Here is a 26,137-nt window from a genome sequence, read left to right on the forward strand (position 1 = left end):
ATGTCCAAATCGGGTGAGGTTTATGCCCGCATAAAATCATACGGAGTGATGCCTTCCATGCCGATCATCGGATCAATGTTCATCCATGAATCTTCTGTCAGCTTCTCTGCCTCCCGATGTTCAGCTTCCTTCTCATCATACACAGCGAGCCTTTGTGCGAGTGCTGTTTTCCGGATAAGATCATCGTTTCGCGCGATGCCGATGTGAAAAGCCTCTTCTTCGCCGCATAAAATGAGAAACTGCTTGCTGCGCGTAATTGCTGTATAAAGCAAATTGCGCCGCAGCATCCTGTAGTAACTTTTGACGACCGGCAAAATGACAATTGGAAACTCGCTCCCTTGCGATTTATGGATGGAGCAGCAAAAGGCGTGTGTGATTTGATTCAAATCATTTCGTGTATACGTCACTTCATTTCCTTCATAAGAGACGATGACCATGTCTTCTTTTTCCGTATTTTCTTTCGCAAAAAAAATCGAAATAATTTCGCCGATGTCACCGTTGAATACTTGTTGCTCCGGCTGGTTGACAAGCTGCAGCACCTTATCGCCAATCCGGTATTTAACTGTTCCAAATTGCAGTTCTTTCCGGCGGCCGTCTTCGTTTGGATTGAGCACCGTTTGCAGCACTTCATTCAGTTTATCAATACCGGCCGGTCCTTTATACATCGGGGCAAGCACTTGAATGTCACGTGGTTCATACCCTTTTCCAGCCGCGTTTTTCACCACTTTCTCAATCACTTCCGGAATTTGCTCGGTCCGGCAGCGGATAAATGACCGGTCTTTTTGCGGATGAGTCAGCGTTTCCGGTACATGTCCATCTTTTATACTGTGCGCCAGACTGATAATCGACGAGCCTTCTTCCTGCCGGTAAATATCGGTCAGGCGGACAGACGGAATTACGCCGGATGCCAGCATATCTTTTAATACCTGCCCGGGACCGACAGACGGCAGCTGGTCTTCATCACCGACGAGCACAATTTGCATATCGTCCGGAACCGCTTTAAATAATTGATGGGCAAGCCAGATGTCCACCATGGACATTTCATCGACAATAAGAAGCCGTCCGGTAATTTCTTTCCCTTCTTCATCCGGCTCTTCCTGCCCGTTAAACCCAAGCAGACGGTGAATGGTCACAGCGGGCAAACCGGTTGACTCCATCATCCGCTTTGCGGCACGTCCTGTCGGCGCACAAAGTTTAATCGGAAACGGTTCTTCTTTATCATACTGTTTTGGATCAAGGGACAGGCCGTGCAATTCACCGTACAGCTCAACAATTCCTTTTATAACGGTTGTTTTCCCTGTGCCCGGTCCGCCAGTTAGAATCATTAAAGGCGAGGACAACGCGGTTTGAATGGCCTGTTTTTGTGAAGGAGCGTATGCGATGCCGGTCCGGTCTTCGAGGTCACCGAGTGCGAGTAAAAATTCGGACTCTGGAAATGATTGTTCTTCCTGATCCAATACACGCTGTATATTTGTGACCAGTCCTTTTTCTGAGAAATAAAGAGATGGCATATAAATGCGCTTCTCTTCCCCGGAAACTTTTCCTTCTTCTTCAAGTTCGATCAGCCGTTTCGCGATGATATCAAATTCAGCTGTTCCGTTTGCACTTTTATCAAGCAGCTCTTTTACATGCTTTAAGAGGCTGTCTGCTTCAACGTAACAGTGTCCATCCTGAAGGCATTGAAGTTCGAGCGAATATAAAATGGCTGCTTTCAGCCGGTCCGGATGCGCGCCGCTAATGCCAATTTTCGCACCGATTTCATCCGCCCGTATAAAACCGATTCCTTCAATGTCTTCAACGAGCCGATACGGGTTTTCCTGAATGATACTGAGTGATTCATCATAGTACATCTGGTAAATTTTCATGGCCAGCTGCGGCCCAAAGCCGAAGTCGTTCAGCGCGATCATGATTTGTTCAAGACCTTGATGTTTCATTAACGTCTCATATAAAAACTGCGCCTTTTCACCGGAAAGCTTCGGCACTTTTTTCAAGCAGTTTTTGTCCGCAATAATTTTCGAAATCGCCTGCTCGCCCAGCGTTTCCACTATGCTCTCCGCTGTTTTTTTGCCGATTCCTTTAAAGAGGTCCCCCGACAAATAAGCGATGACGCCCTGCTTCGTCTGCGGCATTTCTTTTTGGGCTGTCCGGGCAATAAATTGACGGCCGAACCTTGGATGGTCTTTAAAAACGCCGGAAAATACGTACATTTCATGTTCATGAACAGCCGGAAAATAGCCCGTCACAACCGCTTCTTTTTCTTCGTAATTCCCGTCCGTTTCAGTGACGCGGACGCGAAGAACCGTATAAAAATTTTCATCGTTCCGGAAGATCGTTACAATGTGCCGGCCTTTAAGAAACTGTTCGTCTTCTATAAATAAGCCCCTTTTCTCCTGCGCCACGTCTGCTCCCCCTGCTTATTCGGCTTTTTCAAGCAATTTTTTCCCGTACCCCGCCAGCATATGGTCCGGCTGAATCTCAAGTGCTTTATCAAAGCATTCATGCGCTTTTTCCGCATTTTCATTATGGCCGGCATACAGCACGCCAAGATTGTAGTAAGCATCCGCGTGATGAGGGTCCTGGCTGATGACGATATGAAGATTTTTTTCCGCTTCCTCATACTGTTCTGTTTTCGCCAGCGCAAGCGCGAACTGGAACCTTGCTTCTGTATCATTTCCGTCCAGTTCCACCGCCCGCATTAAGTACGGCAGCGCCATAACGGTTTGATCGAGATATAAAAAAGAAAGTCCCAGCATGAAATAGGAATCCGATTCTTCCATTCCATTGCGGATCGATTTTTCAAAAGACTGAGCCGCTTCTTCAAACCGCTCCCGGCCAAAGTAAAAAGAACCAAGCGCATAATGGGCGGCACTCGCTTCATGGTCCACTTCCACTGCTTTTTTATAAAACTTCAGCGCCCGCTCCGCATCGTTCATTTCCGCCAGCACATGCCCGAAATTAATATATGCGGCCGGGTCGTTCGGTTTTTCTTCAATCTGTTCCGTAAAAAGCTTTAATGCGTCTTCCCATTTCCCTTCCTGTAATAATTCGATACCTTGTTGGTTTTTATCCATGTGCAGCCTCCGATAATCTATTTTTATTCATTATAACAAAGAAAACCGCTCCACGTGGAAATGGAGCGGATCTGGTTCAGCCGACATAATCAAGCTGTTTGCCTTCTTTAAACACTTCATCAATGGTTCCTCCGCCGAGACAGATGTCGCCGTCGTAGAAAACGACTGCCTGACCGGGTGTGATGGCACGGACGGGCTCATCAAATGTCACGTGTGCCTGTCCGCTCCCAATTAACCGGACGGTAACGCCTGTATCGGCCTGACGATAGCGGAATTTCGCTGTACAGCGGAAAGTGTGCGGCATAGCACGGTCGGATGTGAAGCTGACGTTCACTGCCGTTAATGAATCCGAGTACAGTTTCTCGTTATCAAATCCCTGCACAACGTACAGCTCATTTTTCTCAAGGTCTTTGCCGCCGACAAACCATGGATCGCCGCTTCCGCCGATTCCAAGGCCATGACGCTGCCCGATTGTATAATACATTAATCCGTCATGACGCCCCAGTTTTTCACCGGTGAACGTGACCATGTCGCCGGGCTGTGCAGGCAAGTACTGGCCTAAAAATTCTTTAAAGTTACGTTCGCCGATAAAGCAAATACCGGTGGAATCTTTTTTCGCCGCCGTCGCAAGACCTGCTTCCGCCGCAATTTCCCGAACGCGCTTTTTCTCAAGCTCACCGATCGGGAACAGCACTTTTTCCAGCTGGCTCTGTGACAGCTGATTTAAAAAGTACGTCTGATCTTTATTGTTATCGACACCGCGCAGCATTTTCACTTCATCGCCGCTCCGGTCAATACGCGCATAGTGGCCCGTTGCCAAATAATCAGCGCCAAGCTTCATCGCATGATCAAGAAACGCTTTAAATTTAATTTCTTTATTGCACATGACGTCCGGATTCGGAGTGCGTCCTGCTTTATATTCATCTAAAAAATACGTAAATACTTTGTCCCAGTACTGCTTTTCAAAATTGACCGCGTAATATGGAATGCCAATTTGATTGCAGACGCGGATGACATCATCATAATCTTCCGTCGCCGTGCAGACGCCAAATTCATCTGTATCATCCCAGTTTTTCATAAAGATGCCGATGACGTCATACCCTTGCTCTTTCAACAAAAGAGCCGCAACCGAAGAATCGACGCCGCCTGACATACCAACGACAACACGTGTATCTTTCGGTGCTTTCATTTCTTCCCTCTCTCTTTCCTACGACAGCCGCTTGACGATTTCCGCCGTCTTCACTGCTGCCCGTTCAATTTGTTCTTCTGTATTATTTAACCCGAAGCTGAACCGGATCGATGAGCGCAGTTTGTCAGAGTCAGGTCCGAACATCGCCGTCAATACATGAGACGGTTCGATTGACCCTGCTGTGCAGGCAGATCCGCTTGAAGCGGCGATTCCTTCCATATCAAGATTCACAAGGAACGCTTCTACATCTGTTCCGGGAAAAGACAAGTTTAGCACATGCGCAAGGGAGTGTTCAACTTTGCTGTTTTGAGAAAATGATGCCCCATTTTTCTGCAGTGTTTCCATAAAAATGGACTTTAATCGTTTATAAAAAGCCGTTCTTTCGTCAATCGATTGAACCGCTATGGAAGCAGCAGCCGCCATGCCGGCGATCGCCGCGGTATTTTCCGTTCCTGCACGACGTTTTCGCTCCTGCTCGCCGCCAAATAAAAGCGGAGACAACGGTACACCATTTTTTGCGTACAAAATGCCGATCCCCTTCGGCCCGTTAATTTTATGTCCGGAAACCGCAAGAAAATCGACCTGTAATACTTTTACATCTATTGGTAAAATACCATACGCCTGAACAGCATCCACATGGAATGCCGCAGGATGCTCACGGAGCAGTCCGCCGATTTCTTTAATTGGCTGGATCGCTCCTGTTTCGTTGTTGCCATACATAATGGATACAAGGATGGTATCGTCCCGAATTGCTGATTTTACGTCAGCAGCAGATACGACACCTGTTTCATCAACAGGCAAATACGTCACATCAAATCCTTCTTTTTCAAGCGTTTCGCATGCATGCAAAACAGCGTGATGTTCAATGGCCGTAGTGATGATATGTCCCTTTTTCCGTAACCGGGCCGTACCGAAAATAGCCATATTGTCTGCTTCCGTACCGCCTCCTGTAAAAATAATATCATTAAAGCCGGCGTTTATCGTGCCGGCAATGGCGGTACGCGCTTCGTCGACAATCCGGCGGGCGTCCCGTCCAAATGAATGAATGCTTGATGGATTGCCGAACGTACCGGTTAACACGTCCATCATCGCTTGTGCCGCATCGGGGTGAACTGGTGACGTGGCGGCGTGATCTAAATAAATTCTTTCCATTTTAACACCTCGTTAAATATAAAACATATAAGCATCTGATTCCGTAATCGTTGTATGATTCGCCAGGTCATCAAGCGTCGTGTTTTCAAGCACATTTTTAATTGCTTCGCTGATTCGGATCCAGAGTTCTCTTTTGGCAGGCTCTTCTTCTTCAATGCCTTCCACAAGAGTAATCGGCCCTTCAAGTACACGAATAATATCCCCTGCCGTGATCGTTTCCGGTTCATGGCCAAGTACATAGCCGCCATATGCTCCGCGGATGCTTCGCACAAATCCCGCGTTTCGCAGCGGCGCAATGAGCTGCTCTAAATAGTGTTCCGATAAATCATGTGCTCCCGCAATGACACGAAGTGATGTCGGTCCTTCACCGTGCCGTTTTGCCAGTTCAATCATAATCGTTAATCCGTAGCGTCCTTTAGTGGAGATCCTCATCCTATTACACCTCTTCTTTTCGATTCAATCTATGGTTTATAATTATATCTGAAAGTCGTTCACATTGCGGCAAAGAAATACCGACCATCGTACCAATGAGCAAACTGAAAATAAATGTACCGATGCTGACCGGTCCGCCAATCAGAAAGGCCAGCGCCATGACAATGACTTCCATTCCACGGCGGATGTTCGATACTTTCCATCCTTTTTTGCGGACCAGCGCCAGCATAAAATGATCCCGGGGACCGGCACCAAGCCGTGCGGAAATGTAAAATGACATTCCATAGGCGTGAATGACAACCCCGGCTAAAAACATCATCCATTGGCCAAACAAAGTGGCTGGCGTCTGAATAAATGGTGTCCATAAAAAGAAGTCCACAAACAAACCGACCATCACCATATTTAAATAGGCGCCAATTTGCGGCCATTCTTTTATATAAAGCGATCCGAGCATTAAAATAAAAAAGCCGGCAATCATCGTCCACGTACCGACTGTCAAACCGAATAATTGATACAGCCCGACATGCAGTGCGTCCCACGGTGTTGCGCCGACATTTGCTTCAATGAGCAAAACAATTCCAAAAGACATAATAAACAAACCGGCTGTAAAAATGGACAGCCGAATACCGATGTTTCCTTTTTTATTCACAAGCAGCAAACTCCAATCGCAATCTTATTATAGTATATCATTTTATATGGGCAAAAAACATGCCGGAATACTATGAATTATGATACAGTTGGACAAAAGACAAATAAAGGGGTTTTTTTATGAAGCCGCTTGCGTTCAGAATGCGGCCGCGCACGATTGATGAAGTCGCAGGCCAGGAGCATTTAACAGGAGAAGGAAAGATCATCCGCCGCATGACAGACGCCAAACAGCTGTCATCGATGATTTTATACGGCCCCCCCGGGACAGGGAAAACGTCCATTGCCGGTGCCATTGCGGGCAGCACGAAATACGCGTTCAGGATGCTGAATGCGGTCACAAGCAATAAAAAAGATATGGAAGTTGTCGCGGCTGAAGCAAAAATGTCCGGCAAAGTCATTTTGCTGCTGGATGAAGTGCACAGGCTGGACAAAGCAAAACAGGACTATTTATTACCATTTTTAGAAAATGGTATGATTACACTGATTGGCGCAACGACCAGTAATCCGTACCATGCCATCAATCCCGCCATCAGGAGCCGCTGTCAAATTTTCGAAGTAAAGCCGCTTTCGCCCGATGCTGTGAAAACATTGCTGATCCGGGCGCTTGAAGACGAAGAGCGTGGACTCGGCACGTACAAAACAGATGTGGCCGAAGAAGCGCTCCAATATTTTGCCGAAGCATCCGGCGGTGACGTGCGAAGTTCTTTAAATGCCCTTGAACTGGCCGTCATATCTACACCGGCGGATGAAAATGGCATTATCCATGTAACACTGGAAGCGGCCGAGGAGTGTCTGCAGCAAAAGAGTTTTGCCCATGATAAAGACGGCGATGCGCACTACGATGTACTGAGCGCATTCCAAAAGTCGATCCGCGGAAGCGATGTGAATGCTGCCCTGCATTATTTAGCCAGACTAATCGAAGCGGGTGACCTCGTCAGCATTGCGCGGAGACTGGTGGTCATTGCCTATGAAGATATTGGTCTTGCAAGTCCGCAGGCTGGCGCAAGGACACTTTCAGCTGTTGAAGCGGCCGAGCGGCTCGGATTTCCGGAAGCCCGCATCCCCTTGGCCAATGCGGTGGTCGAGCTTTGCTTATCACCAAAATCAAACTCGGCTTATAAAGCCATTGATGCCGCCCTCTCTGATATTCGAGCCGGACGGGCCGGTGAAGTGCCCGCTCACCTGAAAGATGCTCATTATAAAAGTGCAGCAAAACTCGGCCGTGGTATCGATTACAAGTATCCCCATGATTATGATAACGGCTGGATCGCCCAGCAATATTTACCGGATCCATTGAAAAACAAGCGATATTACGAACCGAAAGCAACCGGAAAGTTTGAGCAGGCGCTGTCAGGCGTGTACGAAAAAATTCAAAAGGGGAAAAAATGAAGAACGCCGGGGACATTTACGGTTCCAGCGTTCTTATTCATTATTTAAGGAGATTTCCTATCGATAACAAAAAAACAAAAAATCAGGCCGCTACATCACGTTTTGAGAAGATAGAAAACGCCAGCAGCTGGAAAGCAATGTAGTATACAGCAAGAACCATCAACGAAAAGCCCATCGTCATCCCTTCTACCATCGCACTTCCCGTTTCGTATTGGAACAGGTTCGTGTTGGCAAATAAACTATACTTCGCCCAATCGTATCTTGCCGAAAGCAAATAGGTTACATTCGGTCCCATGAAAAGCAGGAATAGTGAAATCCCAATGGCAAGCGAACTGCTGCGGAACACCGTGGAAATCATAAAGGCCATTGTCGCCAGCATAAACACATCAACCGACTTCATCGCATACATTTTGATTAAATAAAGCAGCATATTTTGCTCAACAATTTGACCATTTACATACGCCAGATGAACCGATTCACCGGATATGCCAAACAGGGCTGCTCCAACAATGACGGCGAACAAAAATAACACACTGATCATAAACATTCCAAACAAAATAACTGCAGCATATTTTGAAAGCAAAATACTGGAACGCCCAATTGGTCTAATTAATAAGAGCTTGATCGTTCCCCATGTATATTCACTTGCCACAATCCCGCCGGCCACAATGATCATAAACAATCCGGCAAACTGAAGAAAATCACTGGATGCTTCTACAAAAGACCACATAGAGACTGATGTGGTGACCGGTTTATTTTCCGCCAGTCGATACTCATTAATCGCCATTTGTCCTTCAATGTGCTCTTTTTGATCCGCATTCATATCCGGATCGTTCTGCAATTGCTGCTGATAGGCCGCATTTTCACCTTGAACAGTCTGCTCCCAGTTCGGTTCATTCTCCTGCCGGCTTTCATCATACTTCGTAAATCCTGCAAACGCCGCCACCAATAACAATAACAGCCCGACCATCACATACGTCCCTGGACGCTTAAACAATTTGATCCATTCGTTTTGAATGAGCCCGATCATTACACAACCTCCCGTTTTTCTGTGATATCAAGGAATCGTTCTTCGAGTGATTTAGATATTTTTTTCACTTCGTAAATGGACAGCCCTTTTCCGGCAAGAAACTGGATCATTAGAGGGATTTGTTCCTTATCTGCCTGAAATGTAAGACAGTTTCCTGAAACTTCCGGTCGGATACCAGTAAAAGCAGCTGTCATATATATCGCTGCCGCTTCATTTACTTCGATGCTGTACGTGTCACATTCATCCTCCATCCATCCCTGGACAGACTGTACATCAATGAGCTTCCCTTTTTGCAAAATACCGATCCGATCGCACATCATTTCCATTTCACTGAGCAAATGACTCGACACAATGACGGCCATGCCTTCCTTTTCAGCAAGATCACGAATATACTGGCGTATCTCTTTAGTCCCTGCCGGATCAAGTCCATTCGTCGGTTCATCAAGAATGAGTACTTTCGGAGGATGAAGCATCGACTGGGCGATCCCGAGACGCTGCCTCATGCCAAGCGAATAGGTTTTCACCTTGTCATGAATACGCTCTTCCAGTCCGACGAGCTTCACAACTTCATCGATTCGTTCGGACTTCACGTTTTTTGCATTCGGGCATATTGCTTTAAGTTGTCATAGCCGCTTAAAAATTTATACATTTCCGGGTTTTCCACAATGGCGCCAATATGTTGGACCGCTTCTTCAAACTCGTTTTGAATACTATGGCCGCTGATGGTAATGTCACCTTCAGACAATTTCATCAGCCCGACAATCATCCGGATTGTTGTTGTTTTTCCGGCCCCATTTGGACCGAGAAACCCGAATACCTCGCCTTCATGGATCGTAAAGTTAAGCGAATCAATGATTTTTTCCCTTTAATCGTTTTCGAGACATTTTCAAGCTGGACCACAGCCGTCACGCTAATTCCTCCTTTTTAAAGTTATTTTTGAGCCATTCCAGCATCGATATGCCCTGCTCCTCACGAAGTTCTTCCACATTACAATGAGCGGTAATGGTTCCTTTTTCAAGGATGATCGCTTCTTCTAACACCGGCTCAATTTCTGTTATTTCGTGCGTTGTGATAATCACGGTCTGTTTACCAAAGTCAATAAATGATACGAGCCCTTTCACAATCGTGTCCCGCACCATCCGCACCATCGGATCGAGACCGATAAACGGCTCATCCAGCAGAAGCACATCCGTCTGCCGCGACAGCACGAGCAGCAATTTCAACCGGCCCTGCTGCCCTTTTGACAACTGACTTACTTTTTGATGGCGGTCGAGCTCCATAAATGTCAGCAGCTCTTCCGCTTTTTCCAACGAAAAATCACTGTATTGCGAATGGAAATAATCGATCATTTGATCAATTTTAAAACTCGGGTATAACATCCCTTCACTAGACAAGAATGCCAGGCTGGAAGCAATTTTTCGATCTGCTGTTTTCCCGCTCCCGTTCGGACCAAGAATGCCATACACTTTTCCTTTTTCAAATGTGAAGGTCACATCATCCAATGATTTCCGTTTTCCATACTCTTTCGTCACATGACTTAATTCAATCATGGCCGTTCTCTCCCCCATTCAAAAATTGGTTCACTGACTCATGAATTTCCCGGTCTTCAAACCCAATGCTCCGCATGTTTTCGATAAAGGCAGCAATCATTTCCCGCTGAATATCCATCCGCAGCTTACGTTTCATATCGTTCTCTTCCGTCATAAATGTTCCCTGCCCCCGCTTTGTTTCAACGACACCGAGACGTTCAAGTTCGCCATATGTCCGTTGAATGGTATTTGGATTCACACCCGCCTGAATCGCCATTTCCCGAACAGAAGGCAGCTTTTCGCCAGGTGCAAGGTCGCCGCGTACAAACTGCTGTATAATTCTTTCTGCAATCTGACTGTAAATCGGCTTTGAAGTTTTAAATTCCGCGCTCATTTTTCACACCTCAACTTTTCGATCAAGTAGCCACCCGGTTGCCAGAAACAAGACGAGCAAATAAATCGCCCCCAGCACGATCGGCCATACTTGAATTTCTCCACCAGTTATCGTAAAACGCATGGCATCATATTCCCATATGTTTGATTCAGGCAAGCCGACTTGTATCGTCCACTGATTAAAGAATGACTGCACCATTTTCCATTCCGTTATTCTCGCAATAACCGTTTGAATAATAAGATAGAGCGCTATAATGATTACCCAGCGAATCTTTTTGAGAGCCGGATATTTCGTTAATGAATGGAAGAATGCCCATAAAAACAAGCCCCATAACGTAAAGTAACATCCTCCTAATGTAATGCCGCCATTTAGCAGCACTCCTTCAAAGACCGGAAATTCCCCATTTTCAAATAGAGCAAAATCAGCCGGCATGGAAATCATCATACTAATGAGCATTAACACATTGGTTACAAAAAGCGATGTCATCATGACTAAAAATGAGATCAGCATTTTGGATAAAAGCAATTTCTCTCCACCTGCTGTCCCGTGAAGCCAATACTGTCCTTTTTCTTCCGCTTTAAGCAGAATCCAGGCGGCAGTCGGCAGCATGACGACATGCCCCATATACAGCATCATTAAAAATGGGAAAATAAGATGAAATTGATCATGATAGGAAGCAAACGCGGCTCCTGCTGCATAAATGACGGCAACAGCGCCCAGCCAAACCCACATGTACGTTTTCATCAGCAAAAAATCCTTTTTCAATAACCCTTTAAACATGAATCATCACCCCGTGCATTAGTGTACTATTTGTATAGTACACTAATGCACAGATACACGTCAACCATTTTTTTCAAATAAAAAACCGCCAACCTTTTTACGCGGTTGACGGTTCACTTCATTTGTTTGCCCAGTGACGAGTTTCCGAATAAAATGTAGTGATCGATTTTTCATTGAGACCAAGTTTATTCATTTGCCAATCGACCTGATCCATCGCGATTGCCGGCTCTAAATACGGCGTAAATTCGTTTCAGTACCGGATAAAGCCGCTTATAATAGCGGCAATTGCTTTAAAATCTCGGTCACAGGCCGCTGCAACCGTGCATCAATCAATGAAAACGTACCTCAGAGCCATTGCCTGCATGCTTATGTTTTGCCTTGAGCTCACTTCCATAATCCTTTAACGTGAACAAAAAAACCATCCTTGTGACAAGGATGGGTATTAATCATTCACGCGTGCTATTTTAATGTCTTTTATCACTTCGCGAACGACATAACTGGCCATAATTAAGCCGGCAACAGACGGAACAAAAGCGTTGGAGGCAGGCGGCATTTTCGCCTTGCGGATTTCCGCCTCATCGTTCCCGACAACCTGGCGCACATCTTCGCGGATGATGATCGGACTTTCATCGGAAAAGACAACGGGAATGCCTTTTTTAATGCCTTCTTTCCGGAGACGTGTCCGCACGACTTTCGCAATCGGATCGGTGTGCGTTTTCGAAATATCCGCAATGGTAAAACGGGTCGGGTCCAGTTTATTGGCTGCACCCATGCTTGAAATAATCGGAATTCCCCGTTTTAAGCATTCCTTCATTAAATGAATTTTATATGATATCGTATCGGATGCATCCACGACAAAATCGAGGCCATAGCTGAAAAACTGCTCATATGTTTCTTCTGTATAAAACATCTTCAAGGCAATGACTTCACATTCCGGATTAATATCCGCAATCCGTTCTTTCATTAAGTCCGCTTTCGGCTGGCCGACAGTGGATAAGAGCGCGGGCAGCTGCCGGTTAACATTTGTAATATCGATCACATCTTTATCGACAAGAATCAGACGGCCGACACCGGAGCGGGCGAGCGCTTCAGCTGAAAACGAGCCGACACCGCCGATGCCAAGCACGGCAACGGTTGTATTTTTTAGGAATTCAAGACCTTCTTTTCCGAAAGCCAGTTCATTTCGTGAAAATTGATGAAGCATGTACAATCACTCCTGTTTTTGGGCATAAAAAAAGACGGCGAATCCCAATCGTGCCGTCGTGTGAGATTATATGTTTTGAACCCGCTCATCGCAGGTGGGTGCCCTGCTTCAGGCGTTGCAAGTCCCCGCTAAGGGCATGTGCGCTGTCCAAAAAACCCGGACTCCCTAAACATACAGCGTTCGGTCAAAACAGATAGTAAAACTAACGTACACATCAGGATTCACCTTATTGAATACATCTTATCATACGTTTTTTTCAGGGTCAACTTACAATCCCCAAAATAAATCAGAAAATTAAAAATATATCTTTTGTCTTATTTTGCCGTCTGGCTAATGCGTAAATGAAGCTCTTCCAGCTGGGCATCAGACACTTCACCCGGCGCATTTGTTAACACGCATGACGCGCTCGCCGTTTTCGGGAATGCAATCGTATCACGCAGGTTTGTGCGGCCGGCAAGCAGCATTACCATGCGGTCAAGACCAAGGGCAATTCCGCCGTGCGGAGGTGTTCCGTATTCAAATGCTTCAAGCAGGAAGCCGAATTGCTCTTTTGCCTGTTCTTCTGTAAAACCGAGCAATTTAAACATTTTTTCTTGAATATCACGCTCAAAAATACGAATCGATCCGCCGCCAAGCTCATAGCCGTTTAAGACAATATCATAGGCTTGCGCACGGACAGCACCCGGATCAGATTCCAGTTTGTCTAAATCTTCACGCGCAGGCATGGTGAATGGATGGTGCGCCGCATAGTAACGTCCTTCTTCTTCGTCGTACTCAAGAAGCGGCCAATCTGTCACCCATAGGAAATTGTATTTTGATTCATCGATCATGCCAAGTTCTTTCCCGAGTTTCAAGCGAAGCGCGCCAAGCGCATCTGCAACCACTTGTTTTTTATCCGCTACAAACAAGATCAAATCGCCTGTTTTCGCACCGGCTGTTTCAAGCAATTTCGCCTGCTCTTCTTCTGTAAAGAATTTAAGAATCGGGCTCTTCATGCCGTCTTCTTCAACTTTAATCCATGCGAGTCCTTTTGCACCGTAGATGGCCGCAAATTCAGTGAGATGATCGATGTCTTTACGTGAATACTTCTCGCCTCCGCCTGGTACGCACAACGCTTTTACCTGGCCGCCTGATTCAACAACCTGTGCGAATACTTTAAAACCGGAACCTCGGACCACATCCGCCATGTCAATCAGTTCAAGGCCAAAACGGGTATCCGGCTTATCGGAGCCAAAACGGTTCATCGCTTCATCATAAGTCATGCGTTGGAATGCATCCGTAATGTCAACGTTTTTCACGCGTTTAACCACTTTTTTCAGCATTTCTTCCGTCATTTGCATAATGTCTTCCTGGCTCATAAAGCTTGTTTCAATATCGACTTGTGTGAACTCAGGCTGACGGTCCGCGCGCAAATCTTCATCGCGGAAGCAGCGGGCAATTTGGTAATAACGATCGACACCGGATACCATTAAGAGCTGCTTGAAAATTTGCGGCGACTGCGGCAAGGCATAAAACTCGCCTGGATGAACGCGGCTCGGTACTAAGTAATCACGCGCGCCTTCCGGTGTTGATTTCGTTAAAATAGGCGTTTCCACATCAAGGAACCCATTGTCATCCAAATAGTCGCGGATCGTTTTTGTCACATCGCTGCGCATTTTCAGCGTATCGAACATCACCGGACGGCGAAGATCGATATAGCGGTATTTCAAACGGACATCTTCGTTTACTTCTGTTCCGTCTTCCACCATGAACGGCGGAGTCTTTGCTTCACTCAAAACGTTAATTTCGGTTACATGCACTTCAATTGTACCTGTATAAATGTTTTCGTTTACTGTTTCAGGGTCCCGTTTAACGATGGTCCCTTTTACATCCAGCACATACTCATTGCGCACTTTTTCCGCTATCGCAAGGGCTTCTGCTGAAATTTCTGGATTGAAGACGATTTGCATAATACCCGTGCGGTCGCGCAAATCGATGAAAATCACGCTTCCTAGGTCACGGCGGCGCTGCACCCATCCTTTTAATGTTACTTCCTGTCCAATATGTTCTTCTGTCATTTCACCGTTATAAAACGTGCGTCCAAACATTTAGTTCGCCTCCATTTTTGTTTTTACGTATTGTGCAAGCTCGTTTAACGGAACATTTTCCTGTGAGCCTGCTGCCATGTCTTTCACCGTAATCCGGTTTTCTGCCAGTTCATCTTCACCAAGAATAGCCGTGAAACGGGCATTTTGACGGTCGGATGCTTTCAATTGTGCTTTCATTTTCCGGTCCTGATAGTCACGGTCTGCAGATAAACCAGCTGTACGAAGCTGGTGGACGAGCGCAACCGATCGATCTTTTGCTTCCTCGCCGAGTGCAACGATGTAGCAGTCCAATCCGTTATCTAGCGGCCATTTAATTCCTTCCGCTTCCATTGCGGCTATAAAGCGCTCAATGCTGAAAGCAAATCCGATTCCTGGTGAATCCGGTCCGCCAAGATCCTGCACAAGACCGTTGTACCGTCCCCCGCCGCATAAAGTAGTAATGGCACCGAATCCTTCCGCTTCGCTCATCACTTCAAACGCTGTATGATTGTAATAATCAAGTCCGCGAACAAGCTTCGGATCAATTGTATAGGAAATACCGAGTCCGTCAAGATAACCCGTTACTTTGCTGAAATAGGTTTTGGACTCTTCATTTAAATAATCGAGAATGGACGGCGCTGTTCCCATTAACTCATGATCCCTGTCTTTTTTGCAGTCCAGAATACGAAGCGGATTTTGCGCCAGACGCGTCTGGCAGTCGGCACAAAATTCGCCAATCCGCGGTTCAAAATGAGCGATTAACGCTGCGCGGTGCGCATTTCGGCTTTCCGCATCGCCAAGTGAATTGATCACAAGGTTCAGCTTTTTTAATCCCGCTGATTTGTAAATATCCATGACAAGCGCGATCACTTCCGCATCGATTGCCGGGTCTTCACTTCCGATTGCTTCGACGCCAAACTGAACAAACTGGCGGTAGCGGCCAGATTGCGGACGCTCGTAGCGGAACATCGGACCTGTGTAGAACAATTTTACCGGCTGATCGGGAATACCGAACATTTTGTTTTCAACAAACGAACGGACAACTGCTGCGGTTCCTTCGGGGCGAAGAGTTAAACTTCTTTCCCCCCGGTCTTCAAACGTATACATTTCTTTTTGAACGATATCGGTCGTGTCACCGACGCTCCGTTTAAAGAGTTCTGTATGTTCAAAAATTGGTGTGCGGATTTCTTTGTAATGGTAACGGCGGCATACTTCTTTTGCAATTGATTCGATATACTGCCATTTTTCCGACTGTCCGGGCAAAATGTCCTGCGTTCCGCGCGGAATTTTCACTGACATGTTCATTCCTCCTTATGTACCGGCACATAAAAAAACTTCCATCCCTGCGAATATTTGCAGGGACGGAAGTTTTCCGCGGTGCCACCCTCGTTAAAGCCGGAGCTTTCACTTTTTTGATAACGCAATACGCGGTTTTTCCTACTGCCTTTCAGAAAAACGCCTCGGAAGTGTCTGTTCATGAAGGCGTACCGTAAATGCTCTCAGTCAAGGCATTTTTCTCTGTCCGGCCGGTTTTTCATTACTTTTCTTCGTCTTAGGCTTTATATTCATTCATAATCAAAAGCTGCATACGTGACATCCTGCAGACCTGATGAAAAAATTATAAAAAACTTTTGTCTGTTTTTCAAGCGCGTTTTATTGTTTGCTGTCGAGAATTAATGTCACCGGACCGTCATTTACGAGCGAAACATCCATCATCGCACCGAATACACCGGTTTCGACGCAAACTCCTTTTTCGCGGAGCAGACCATTAAACTGTTCATACAATACAATTGCCTGTTCACCGCCGGCAGCCTGCATAAAATTCGGACGGCGCCCTTTTTTGCAGTCACCATACAACGTAAACTGCGAAATCGAGAGAATGGAACCTCCGCGGTCAAGCAGTGATTCATTCAATTTGCCGGTTTCGTCTTCAAATATGCGTAAGTTGACAATTTTGTCGGCAAGCCAGACAGCATCTTTTTCTGTATCGTCATGCGTGACCCCGACGAGCAGGACGAGACCTGATTCAATTTGACCCTTGATTTCTCCATTCACTGATACGGATGCTTGTTTACTTCGCTGCAACACGACTTTCAATGAAAACACCTTCAATCAATTCATAATACGGCGGACCGAATAAATATCCGGTATCTGTTTCACACGCTCCACCACTTTTTGTAAATGATTCACGTTTCGGATGAAGATCGACATATCGATTTTCGCCATTTTATTGCGGTCAGACCGTCCTGAAACCGCGGAAATATTGGTTTTGGTTTCGCTGACTGCCTGCAGCACTTCATTGAGAAGCCCTTGCCGGTCATAGCCTGAAATTTCAATATCCACAAGATATTCTTTTTGATTGGCCGCGCCGGATTCCCATTCAACTGAGATAAGTCGGTTTTCCGCATCATCATCAGCCGAGACGTTCGGACAGTCTTCCCGGTGGACCGAAACGCCGCGCCCTTTCGTAATATAACCGACAATATCATCGCCCGGCACCGGATTGCAGCAGCGTGACAGGCGGATTAATAAGTTATCAATGCCTTTTACTGTCACACCCGCATTTTTCTTCTGTGCAGATGGATTCGGCGGTGCTTTAATTTCTTTGACGACCTCTTGAATGGCCGCTTCCTGATCACGCTGCTTCCGCAATTTCTCCGTCAGCCGGTTTGCTACTTGCAGTGCGGTCACTCCGTTGTATCCGACAGCCGCATACATATCTTCTTCATTTAAAAAATTGAATTTTTCGGCAACTCGTTTTAAGTTTTGCTGCGTCATGACGTCTTTTACGTCAAATTCCATGTTTTTTATTTCACGCTCGATCATATCGCGGCCTTTTTCGACGTTTTCTTCCCGGTTTTGCTTCTTGAAAAACTGGCGGATTTTATTTTTCGCCTGCGACGTCTGTGCCATTTTAATCCAGTCTTTGCTCGGACCGTATGAATGCTTCGATGTGAGCACTTCCATAATATCGCCGGTTTTCAGTTTATAATCGAGCGTGACCATTTTACCGTTTACTTTCGCACCGATCGTTTTATTGCCGATTTCTGAATGAATACGGTACGCAAAATCAATCGGGACAGAACCGGCCGGCAGCTCCAGCACATCCCCTTTTGGTGTAAAGACAAATACCAGATCGGAAAACAAATCAATTTTCAGCGATTCCATAAATTCTTCGGCATCCTGCGAATCATTCTGGAAATCCAAAATTTCACGAAACCACGTCATTTTCTTTTCAAATGATGCATTTTCATCTACCGTACGGCCTTCTTTATACGCCCAATGCGCGGCGACCCCGAACTCGGCAATGCGGTGCATGTCCTGCGTACGGATCTGTACTTCAAGCGGATCACCTTTTGGCCCGATCACCGTTGTATGAAGCGACTGGTACATATTCGTTTTCGGCATGGCAATATAGTCTTTAAAGCGGCCTGGCATCGGCTTCCAGCACGTGTGGATAATCCCGAGGGCAGCGTAGCAGTCTTTTATACTGTCGACCACAATACGGACCGCCAGCAAATCATAAATTTCATTAAATTGCTTATGCTGCTTTGTCATTTTCTGGTAAATACTGTAAATGTGTTTTGGCCGGCCGGAAATCTCCGCTTGAATGTCCATATGGTCAAGGCGGATACGCATTTCATCTATGACATCGTCCAAATATTGCTCACGCTCAGCCCGCTTTCGTTTCATTAAATTGACAATCCGGTAATACTGCTGCGGATTTAAATAACGAAGTGCTGTATCCTCGAGTTCCCATTTAATTTTTGACATTCCGAGACGATGGGCAAGCGGCGCAAAAATTTCCAGCGTTTCGTTCGATATACGACGCTGCTTTTCCTGCGGCAAATGTTTCAATGTCCGCATATTGTGGAGACGATCCGCAAGTTTAATTAAAATCACCCGGATATCCTGCGCCATCGCCACAAACATTTTCCGATGATTTTCTGCCTGCTGCTCTTCTTTTGACTTATATTTAATTTTCCCGAGCTTTGTTACACCATCGACAAGCATCGCGACTTCCGCATTAAATACATCCGTTAAATCCTGCAGCGTAACGTCTGTATCCTCTACTACATCGTGTAAAAAGCCGGCTGCCACCGTCGCCGGATCCATTTCTAAATCAGCTAAAATACCGGCTACTTGAATGGGATGAATGATATACGGCTCACCGGATTTGCGGAATTGATGCTTATGCGCTTCTTTCGCGTATTCATATGCTTTCCGGACAAATTCGACATGCTCCTCGTTCAAATAGGCACGGGTCCGGTCAATGACCTGGTCGGCGGTCAATATCTGGTCTTTCGCCATATGCTTTGTTCACCTTCGCCCTTTCCGAAAAAAACTAATTGTTCTTATTATCGAAAAAAAAGCGCAGGATGTAAAGCTATCCTGCACTTTTTTTATACATCGGGCGGAATTTGTCGAATCAATCATATGGAATAATGGTTAAAATGTCGTATCCATCCAAATTCGCGCGTCCGTTTAAGTAATTTAATTCAATTAAGAAAGCAATGCCGGCAACGACCCCGCCAAGCTGCTCGACCAGTTTGATCGTGGCGTCAATCGTTCCGCCTGTCGCCAGAAGATCGTCTGTAATTAATACACGCTGGCCCGGTTTGACAGCATCTTTATGAATCGTCAATACATCTTTTCCATATTCAAGGCCATATTCTACTTTAATCGTTTCACGCGGCAGTTTGCCTTCTTTACGGACCGGCGCAAAGCCTACACCGAGTGAATACGCAACCGGACAGCCGACAATAAAGCCGCGTGCTTCCGGACCGACAACGAGATCAACTTCTTTTTCACGTGCATACGCTACAATTTGATCCGTCGCATATCGGAATGCGTCGCCATTGTCCATTAAAGGCGTAATATCTTTAAATTGAATGCCGGGCTTTGGCCAGTCCGGTACAATTTTAATATAGTCTCTTAAGTTCATTTCGTCAGTTCCTCCCTGTGTACAGCCGGCTGTTTCATCCATTCATCTATCGTATCCTTCAATTCACGATAAGATGAATATAAAAGCTTTTGTTCAAGATCGTACTGCTTCTGCTTACGGTTGTATGCAGGCGATTCACTTAAATCCCGCTTTTCCGACCCTTTTTGCACTTCAATCTTTCCATCGTTTATTTTAACAAATCCAAGCTCAAAAAACACCTTTGACATGAATCGGACCGCATCATAGGACCAGCCTTGCTTTTTGGCAAGCAGTTCACCATAATTTTTTACATCAAATGAGCCTCTCTGCAATAAAAAGGCATAGTAGTGCTTGAAATGATCGCGCGTGGGCATCGTACTGAAAAAGTGGCTTTCCTGGCTGTTAAAATGCGCATAAATACGCGCCGGATTTTTTCCGGCGAGAATGTTCCGCATCATGGATTCCTCTTCCGGGAGATCTAAAAAAACAATATTTTTTTCATCAATAGCAAGCGCTGAAGCATCTTCCAATGTTTTTACCGTAATAATGGAAGGATCTGCTGATTCTGCTGAAAAAGCAATGCCCAGCCGCTTGTCCGGCACTTCATTGTACCATTTTGATGCCGGCTGTCCGCCACGCATATCAAACAACTGAACCTCATCGACACGCATATCCCGAAGCATTAGCTGGGGCCGCCTCATATTATTCCACTCATTGATGGACAGTTCACCTATGACCGACACGTCAGATGTTTTCGCAACGTGATCCGCGTAGTCACCCATGCCGAATCCGACACAATCAATCGTTTGCCCATCCTGTTCAAGCACCACTTTTAAATGGGTTTGATTCGCCCCTATTTTCTTCATAGAGGAAACTTTGGCCTCTTTAATGAAAAAGAGCGGTTTCGGATTATTCATGCCGAATGGAGCAAGCTTGTTCAAATCTTCAATGGTCTGCACCGTCACATCGGTAAGATTCGCTTCTGCATCGATATTGATGACCGGTATAAAATCTTCCTCTGTCAACATTTCATTGGCGATTTTAACCATTCTTGTCCTCAGCTCGTCCACATCATCAATCGCCAATGTCATACCGGCCGCCATCGGGTGACCGCCAAAATGCGGCAAAATGTCACGGCATGCCGATAAACTTTGAAACAAATCAAATCCTTTTATGCTGCGGGCCGATCCTTTCGCAATGCCTTTTTCACTGTCAAAGCCAAGCACGATCGACGGCCGGTAAAAGGTATCGGTCAACCGAGAAGCGACAATACCGACAACACCCGGATTCCAGCCTTCTTTTCCAACGATAATGACCGGATATTGATCCGGTGGAAAATCGCGGTTCACGATGTCAATCGCTTCTTTCGCCATCTCATTCACAATGGACTGCCGCTCTTTATTCATCGCATCAATTTCTTCGGCGAGCATGAGCGCTTCATCCATATCTTCGGTCATCATCAAATCGGCCGCCGGTCCCGCATCATCAAGCCGCCCGGCCGCATTAATACGCGGTCCAATCGTAAAGCCCACAGTTTCTTCGTTTATCGATGACTGCTCTGTACCAGCCTGCCTGCAAAGCGCCACGATTCCCGGACGTTCGGACTTCCGAAGCGCTGAAATTCCATTTTTTGCTATCAATCTATTTTCACCGTTTAATGGCACCAGGTCGGCAATGGTGCCAATCGCGGCCAGATCCAGTAAATGTTCCGGCACAAATCCATAAAGAGCGTGCGCTACTTTAAAAGCTACGCCAACGCCTGCCAGATAACCAAACGGATACGACCCGTCCGGATGCTTTGGATGAATAATCGCCAGTGCTTCCGGCAGTTCAGGCCCCGGTTCATGATGGTCCGTAATGATGAGGTCAATGCCGATTTCTTTCGCCACCCGCGCTTCGTGAACAGCTGCAATACCGGTATCAACGGTGATAATTAACCCGAATCCCATCTCTTTTGCGTTACGAAATGCCTGTTCATTTGGCCCGTATCCTTCAGTAAACCGGTTCGGTATGTAATACTCCGCCTGTATACCATGATCGCGGAGTGCTGTCAGCAATACCGACGTGCTGCTCACGCCATCAGCATCGTAATCGCCAAAGACGAGAACAGGTTCGCCCTGTTCTTTCGCCTGTCTGATCCGCTCAATTGCTTTATCCATATCTTTTAAAAGATATGGATCGTGAAATGAAACGCCTTCTTCAAACAAAAACGCACGTGCTTCTTCTTCGTTGTCAATGCCGCGGCCTAAAAGTAACGATGCGGCAAGGGGACTCGTTCCAACTTTCGCCGCAAATTCTTCACTTTTTTGCCGGTCAATGTCACGGATCACCCAGCGCATTTTCGATTTCAACATAAATTTCACCCCATAACTTTCTCATTATAAGTCTCACACTTCTAAAAGACAACAACAAGAAAAAACCGGCTGCAATACGAATAGATATCCGTTTTTGCAGCCGGTTTTTTTTATTCACCATCCGGAATCAGCCGTGTCGAGTCTGCTTCCGGCAAGACCGTTTCACGATGTTCACTCTTTAATTCCTGTATTTCTTTTTTCAGCTGTTCATTCTGGCGGAACAGCTCTTTATTTTGACGCTTCAACACGAGCGTCCGGAACAAGCTGAACATAAAAATCGCCAGGCCGCCCAATAACACTGAAAATAAAATGACAAGAATCAGCGGCCACTGAGCGCTGCCGAATAAATAGTTGACCGAAACAGGATCCACATTAATAACGGCAAAAACAGCAATAATTAAAGCAAAAATAAATCCTAGAATAAGCGTTGTTTGTGTTTTCATCTTTTATCCCCCTCCTCTCCTATACGTCTTTTCCCTTTTTCTCCTTCCATTAAAACATCTTAAAAATACTTTCTCCTTGAATTTTCATGTTGAAACCGGCACGATAGAAAGAAAAAAGAAAGCAGGAATAATATGCAGCGGTTTTATGTGGATGTGATTCAAGGCAGAGGGAGCTATTATGACCTCGGGTATCTAGCGGGAGAAAAACTGGCGGCTTCCCCTCTTTATCACGTTCATCAAAAACGGCGAAGCAAGTCGATGCGATCGTACAGTATTCATTTTCCGCAAGTCAAACAATACTTTCACAAATATGCTCCCGTCATGTGGGAAGAGTTTGAAGGGATGGCGGACGCACTGAAATGGACTATGTATGACGTCATTCATGAATACAGCGGCTTTCAGCTCGATGATGTAAACAGCGGCTGTTCAGCCATGATGAATAACGGCTTTTTTGCCCGGAATTATGACTTTCATCCAAAAACGTATGAAGGGCGGCTTCTCTTATGGCAGCCGGATCATGGATACGCCTCCATCGGGATTAGCGGACGCATGGCCGGACGAATTGACGGGATGAATGAAAAAGGGCTCGTGATTGGTTTTCATTTCGTCAACCGGCGGCGGGCAGAAGACGGGTTTACGTGCAGCATCATTGCACGCCTCATTCTTGATACGTGTGCCACAACCGAGGAAGCCATTGATCTTTTAAATGAGATGCCCCATCGCCATTCGTTTAACTATTCTTTGTACGATGCTTCTCTTCAAAGTGCTGTCGTTGAAGCATCGCCGCGCTGTGTTCATGTTCACTATAATGCCGTATCATGTGCCAATCATTTTATATCAGAAAAGCTGCATGATGAAAACCGGTACCATACCCTTGAATCAAAAGATCGCCTTCGCACGCTTCAGCACTATGCACGTATTCCACATACAGCAGCTGATGCATACACTTTTTTCAATGATCCTTCATACGGAATTTTCAAGAAAAAATACGGCAGCTGGTCCGGCACACTTCATACAACTGTATATGAGCCGAAATCTCTGCAAGTGCTCGTTGGCATTGGTGAAAAGGCCCGTCCCATTCCACTTGATTTTAAACGATGGCTTGAGGGAGCGAGGCTGCCGGTAACGCGCATTTTGGGTGAAATTGATTCCAATGAGTTGTTCGTTCATATGTAAAAAAGAGCCGGGGCATTAGCCTGCCACAGCTCTTTTTCTTATACTTGAAGTTCGTCTTTATTTGTATTTTTCTCTTTATACGTAATAAGCTTTCCTTTTTTCTTCAATTCTTTCTTTTTCCAAATGAGCCATAGCTGCGCCGCGATAAAGATCGATGAATACGCACCGCCGATTAATCCGACAAGCAAGGCGATTGAGAAATTCAAAATGGATGAACTTCCGAAAATGATCAGCGCCACTACGGCGATGACAACGGTTAAGACCGTGTTTAATGATCTGGTTAATGTTTGACGCAAACTTTGATTGACGATATCATCCAGTTCTTTCGGCTCCGTAATTTTTCGTTTTTTCGCCATATTTTCACGCATACGGTCGAACGTTACAATTGTATCATTGATCGAATAACCGACAATGGTCAAAACGGCAGCAATAAATGTAATATCCACTTCAAGACGTGTTAAACTGAAAAACGCGATAATGAAGAAAACATCATGCAGCAGCGCCAAAACCGCAGCTACACCCATGTATAGCTCAAAACGGAACGCCACATATAAAATGATTCCAAGCGCTGCAATCACGAGCGCCGTCACTGCATTTTTGGCGAGTTCTTTTCCGACAACCGGTGATACGGTACTGACATTAGGCTCCACACCAAACGCATCCTTGAACTGACCTTTCACTTCAGCAATTTCTGTTTGAGTTAAGGCCTCATTAAAGCGTGCTGACACTATTGTGTTATCTTGACCGGCAATCGAAGGAGCCGACGCTTCGAATCCGGTTTTTTCAAGTTCAGCCTCGACAGCCTGTTCCGTTACGGGTTCATTTGCCATAAATTCCAGGCGTGAACCACTTGAAAAATCGATTCCCAGATTAAGACGGAAGATACCGAGCACAATCATCCCCGCAATAATCGCCACCGCAGAAAAGGCAAACAGTTTTTTATGAGGTTTAACGAAATCAATTTTATCGAAGCGCGTCGGTAAATCAAGTGCGTCATAACCCTCACTGATCGGATGGATATCTGATTTTTTCACTCCAAACAGTCCGGGCTTATCTTTCAGCCAGTTACTGTTTACAAGTAATCCAAGTAAAACACGGGCACCCCATATCGATGTGATAAAGCTGACTAAAATACTGATAATAAGTGTTGTCGCAAATCCTTTAACCGAACTTGTCCCAAAATAAAACAGAACGGCTCCAGCCAACAGTGTAGTAAGGTTGGCATCTACAACGGTTAAAAATGCATTTTTGCTTCCCGTTTGAAACGCCGCTCGAACAGAACGGCCAATTTTTATTTCCTCACGAATCCGCTCAAATGTAATAATATTTGCATCCACGGCCATCCCGACCCCAAGAATCAGCGCTGCAATCCCCGGAAGTGTCATGACACCATTCAGCAGTTCGAAAAGAAGTAATGTTAAATAGAGAAAGACTGACAATGTAATAACAGCAACAGCACCCGGCAGGCGGTAATAGAAAATCATGAACACAAAAATCAGCCCAATACCGACAATACCGGCAAAAATGGTTTCATTAAGCGCCTTTTCTCCAAATTGAGCACCGACGGATGTCGAATACACTTCTTTCAGTTTCACCGGAAGCGCACCGGCATTTAAAAGGTCCGCAAGGCTTTGCGCCTCCTCAACGGTATAGCTGCCTTCAATCGTGACTTCATTTGTATCAAATACTTCACTTACATTTGGATTGGATAAAAACTTGGGATTTTCTTTTTGAATTTCAGCTGCGTAAGAATCGACGCCTTCTTCAAAATCAAGCCAGATAATCAGTTGATTATTAGGCGCCATCGCCACAATCTTTTCCGTCACTTCTTTAAATTTATTGCTATCCTTTAACTTTAAAACAATATTAGGCTGACCGTTTTGTGTAAAGGATTGGCTGGCTCCGCCTTCAACAAGATCACTTCCATCGAGCATAATCTTGTCATTTACATCACGGAACGTTAAATTGGCCTGTGTAGACAATATACTGCGCGCCTGCTCCTGATCTTCTACACCAGCAAGCTGCACACGAATGCGGTTGCCTTCTTCCACTTGAATACTTGGTTCACTGACTCCAAGCACATTAATCCGCCGGTCAAGCGCTTTCGATGTATCCGCTACAACACTTTCGGTTATTTTCTGACCTTCTTTGGCCGGCTGTACTTCATACAGCACTTCAAAACCGCCCTGCAAGTCTAGGCCCAGTTTAATATTTTTCAAGATATCGTTTGCTGTTCCGCCCATCGCCCCAAATAACATGAGCACAACGAGAAAAAAGGCAACGATCCGGCTCCGCTTTACCATTTCAACTTTCACTCCTTAATATACGTAAAAAACCCATTGATTAAAAAAATTCC

At 45.7% G+C, this 26,137-nt stretch carries 21 protein-coding genes, 1 other RNA gene, 1 pseudogene and 1 other annotated feature; of the genes and pseudogenes, 2 read left to right on the forward strand and 21 right to left on the reverse strand.

Going from position 1 to position 26,137, the window contains the following annotated elements; genetic code table 11:
• Positions 1-20: 20 nt before the first annotated feature.
• The 6 genes from recD2 to BTO30_RS05660 form a co-directional block, all read right to left on the reverse strand.
• Complete coding sequence (gene recD2, locus BTO30_RS05635; RefSeq protein WP_075397732.1) at positions 21-2,399, reverse strand: SF1B family DNA helicase RecD2; 2,379 nt, start codon at positions 2,397-2,399, stop codon at positions 21-23.
• A gap of 15 nt (positions 2,400-2,414) precedes the next feature.
• The gene (locus BTO30_RS05640) at positions 2,415-3,071 is read right to left on the reverse strand and encodes a tetratricopeptide repeat protein (protein ID WP_075397733.1); all 657 of its coding nucleotides are present in this window, start codon (positions 3,069-3,071) and stop codon (positions 2,415-2,417) included.
• A gap of 76 nt (positions 3,072-3,147) precedes the next feature.
• Positions 3,148-4,260 (reverse strand): tRNA 2-thiouridine(34) synthase MnmA, encoded by a 1,113-nt coding sequence (gene mnmA / locus BTO30_RS05645; protein ID WP_075397734.1) that lies wholly within the window; start codon positions 4,258-4,260, stop codon positions 3,148-3,150.
• Positions 4,261-4,278: 18 nt separating this feature from the next.
• The gene (locus tag BTO30_RS05650; protein WP_075397735.1) at positions 4,279-5,412 is read right to left on the reverse strand and encodes a cysteine desulfurase family protein; all 1,134 of its coding nucleotides are present in this window, start codon (positions 5,410-5,412) and stop codon (positions 4,279-4,281) included.
• A 12-nt stretch (positions 5,413-5,424) separates the two neighbouring features.
• Positions 5,425-5,844 carry a cysteine metabolism transcriptional regulator CymR gene (gene cymR / locus BTO30_RS05655; RefSeq protein WP_075397736.1) on the reverse strand — a complete coding sequence of 140 codons (420 nt, stop codon included), beginning with the start codon at positions 5,842-5,844 and terminating at the stop codon, positions 5,425-5,427.
• A 4-nt stretch (positions 5,845-5,848) separates the two neighbouring features.
• Positions 5,849-6,493: a YczE/YyaS/YitT family protein gene (locus BTO30_RS05660; protein ID WP_245796344.1), complete on the reverse strand. Its 645-nt coding sequence runs from the start codon at positions 6,491-6,493 to the stop codon at positions 5,849-5,851.
• 119 nt (positions 6,494-6,612) lie between these two features.
• On the opposite strand from BTO30_RS05660, the gene BTO30_RS05665 reads away from it, so the two are divergent.
• On the forward strand, positions 6,613-7,881 hold the full coding sequence (locus BTO30_RS05665) for a replication-associated recombination protein A (protein ID WP_075397737.1): 1,269 nt from the start codon (positions 6,613-6,615) through the stop codon (positions 7,879-7,881).
• Between the two features lie 82 nt (positions 7,882-7,963).
• Here BTO30_RS05665 and BTO30_RS05670 read toward each other — a convergent pair whose 3' ends face one another.
• The 14 genes and pseudogenes from BTO30_RS05670 to BTO30_RS05735 all read right to left on the reverse strand — a co-directional run bounded on the left by BTO30_RS05670 (position 7,964) and on the right by BTO30_RS05735 (position 22,605).
• The gene (locus BTO30_RS05670) at positions 7,964-8,911 is read right to left on the reverse strand and encodes an ABC transporter permease (RefSeq protein WP_075397738.1); all 948 of its coding nucleotides are present in this window, start codon (positions 8,909-8,911) and stop codon (positions 7,964-7,966) included.
• Positions 8,911-9,820: pseudogene (locus BTO30_RS05675) on the reverse strand (ABC transporter ATP-binding protein). Before BTO30_RS05675 ends, BTO30_RS05670 begins: the two are co-directional and overlap by 1 nt.
• Positions 9,817-10,461 (reverse strand): ATP-binding cassette domain-containing protein, encoded by a 645-nt coding sequence (locus tag BTO30_RS05680; protein WP_075397739.1) that lies wholly within the window; start codon positions 10,459-10,461, stop codon positions 9,817-9,819. The pseudogene BTO30_RS05675 and the gene BTO30_RS05680 overlap by 4 nt, the downstream one beginning before the upstream one ends.
• A complete protein-coding gene (locus BTO30_RS05685) occupies positions 10,454-10,834 on the reverse strand; it encodes a GntR family transcriptional regulator (protein ID WP_075397740.1) in 381 nt (126 codons plus the stop codon). Before BTO30_RS05685 ends, BTO30_RS05680 begins: the two co-directional genes overlap by 8 nt.
• Positions 10,835-10,837: 3 nt before the next feature.
• Entirely contained in the window at positions 10,838-11,614 is a 777-nt protein-coding gene (locus BTO30_RS05690; protein ID WP_075397741.1) for a hypothetical protein, read from the reverse strand.
• Between the two features lie 442 nt (positions 11,615-12,056).
• Positions 12,057-12,818, reverse strand: coding sequence for a tRNA threonylcarbamoyladenosine dehydratase (locus BTO30_RS05695; protein ID WP_075397742.1), 762 nt, complete (start codon positions 12,816-12,818; stop codon positions 12,057-12,059).
• A gap of 37 nt (positions 12,819-12,855) precedes the next feature.
• Positions 12,856-13,042, reverse strand: a non-coding RNA gene (ssrS, locus tag BTO30_RS05700) — 6S RNA.
• 90 nt (positions 13,043-13,132) lie between these two features.
• The gene (gene aspS, locus BTO30_RS05705) at positions 13,133-14,905 is read right to left on the reverse strand and encodes an aspartate--tRNA ligase (RefSeq protein WP_075397743.1); all 1,773 of its coding nucleotides are present in this window, start codon (positions 14,903-14,905) and stop codon (positions 13,133-13,135) included.
• Positions 14,906-16,183 (reverse strand): histidine--tRNA ligase, encoded by a 1,278-nt coding sequence (gene hisS, locus BTO30_RS05710; protein WP_075397744.1) that lies wholly within the window; start codon positions 16,181-16,183, stop codon positions 14,906-14,908. It lies immediately after the preceding gene.
• A 55-nt stretch (positions 16,184-16,238) separates the two neighbouring features.
• Positions 16,239-16,447, reverse strand: a binding site (T-box leader).
• Between the two features lie 90 nt (positions 16,448-16,537).
• Positions 16,538-16,981: a D-aminoacyl-tRNA deacylase gene (dtd, locus tag BTO30_RS05715; RefSeq protein ID WP_075397745.1), complete on the reverse strand. Its 444-nt coding sequence runs from the start codon at positions 16,979-16,981 to the stop codon at positions 16,538-16,540.
• 15 nt (positions 16,982-16,996) lie between these two features.
• Positions 16,997-19,195, reverse strand: a complete 2,199-nt coding sequence (locus BTO30_RS05720) for a RelA/SpoT family protein (protein WP_075397746.1) — start codon at positions 19,193-19,195, stop codon at positions 16,997-16,999.
• Positions 19,196-19,313: 118 nt separating this feature from the next.
• Complete coding sequence (locus tag BTO30_RS05725; protein WP_075397747.1) at positions 19,314-19,829, reverse strand: adenine phosphoribosyltransferase; 516 nt, start codon at positions 19,827-19,829, stop codon at positions 19,314-19,316.
• Positions 19,826-22,162 (reverse strand): single-stranded-DNA-specific exonuclease RecJ, encoded by a 2,337-nt coding sequence (gene recJ / locus BTO30_RS05730; protein WP_075397748.1) that lies wholly within the window; start codon positions 22,160-22,162, stop codon positions 19,826-19,828. Before recJ ends, BTO30_RS05725 begins: the two co-directional genes overlap by 4 nt.
• 110 nt (positions 22,163-22,272) lie before the next feature.
• Entirely contained in the window at positions 22,273-22,605 is a 333-nt protein-coding gene (locus BTO30_RS05735; RefSeq protein WP_075397749.1) for a LapA family protein, read from the reverse strand.
• 132 nt (positions 22,606-22,737) lie between these two features.
• On the opposite strand from BTO30_RS05735, the gene BTO30_RS05740 reads away from it, so the two are divergent.
• Positions 22,738-23,781: a C45 family autoproteolytic acyltransferase/hydrolase gene (locus BTO30_RS05740; protein ID WP_075397750.1), complete on the forward strand. Its 1,044-nt coding sequence runs from the start codon at positions 22,738-22,740 to the stop codon at positions 23,779-23,781.
• A 38-nt stretch (positions 23,782-23,819) separates the two neighbouring features.
• Here the strand turns inward: BTO30_RS05740 and secDF are convergent, their stop codons facing one another.
• Complete coding sequence (secDF, locus tag BTO30_RS05745; RefSeq protein ID WP_075397751.1) at positions 23,820-26,084, reverse strand: protein translocase subunit SecDF; 2,265 nt, start codon at positions 26,082-26,084, stop codon at positions 23,820-23,822.
• Positions 26,085-26,137 lie beyond the last annotated feature (53 nt).

The organism is Domibacillus antri (genome assembly GCF_001936625.1).
Lineage (GTDB): Bacteria > Bacillota > Bacilli > Bacillales > Domibacillaceae > Domibacillus > Domibacillus antri.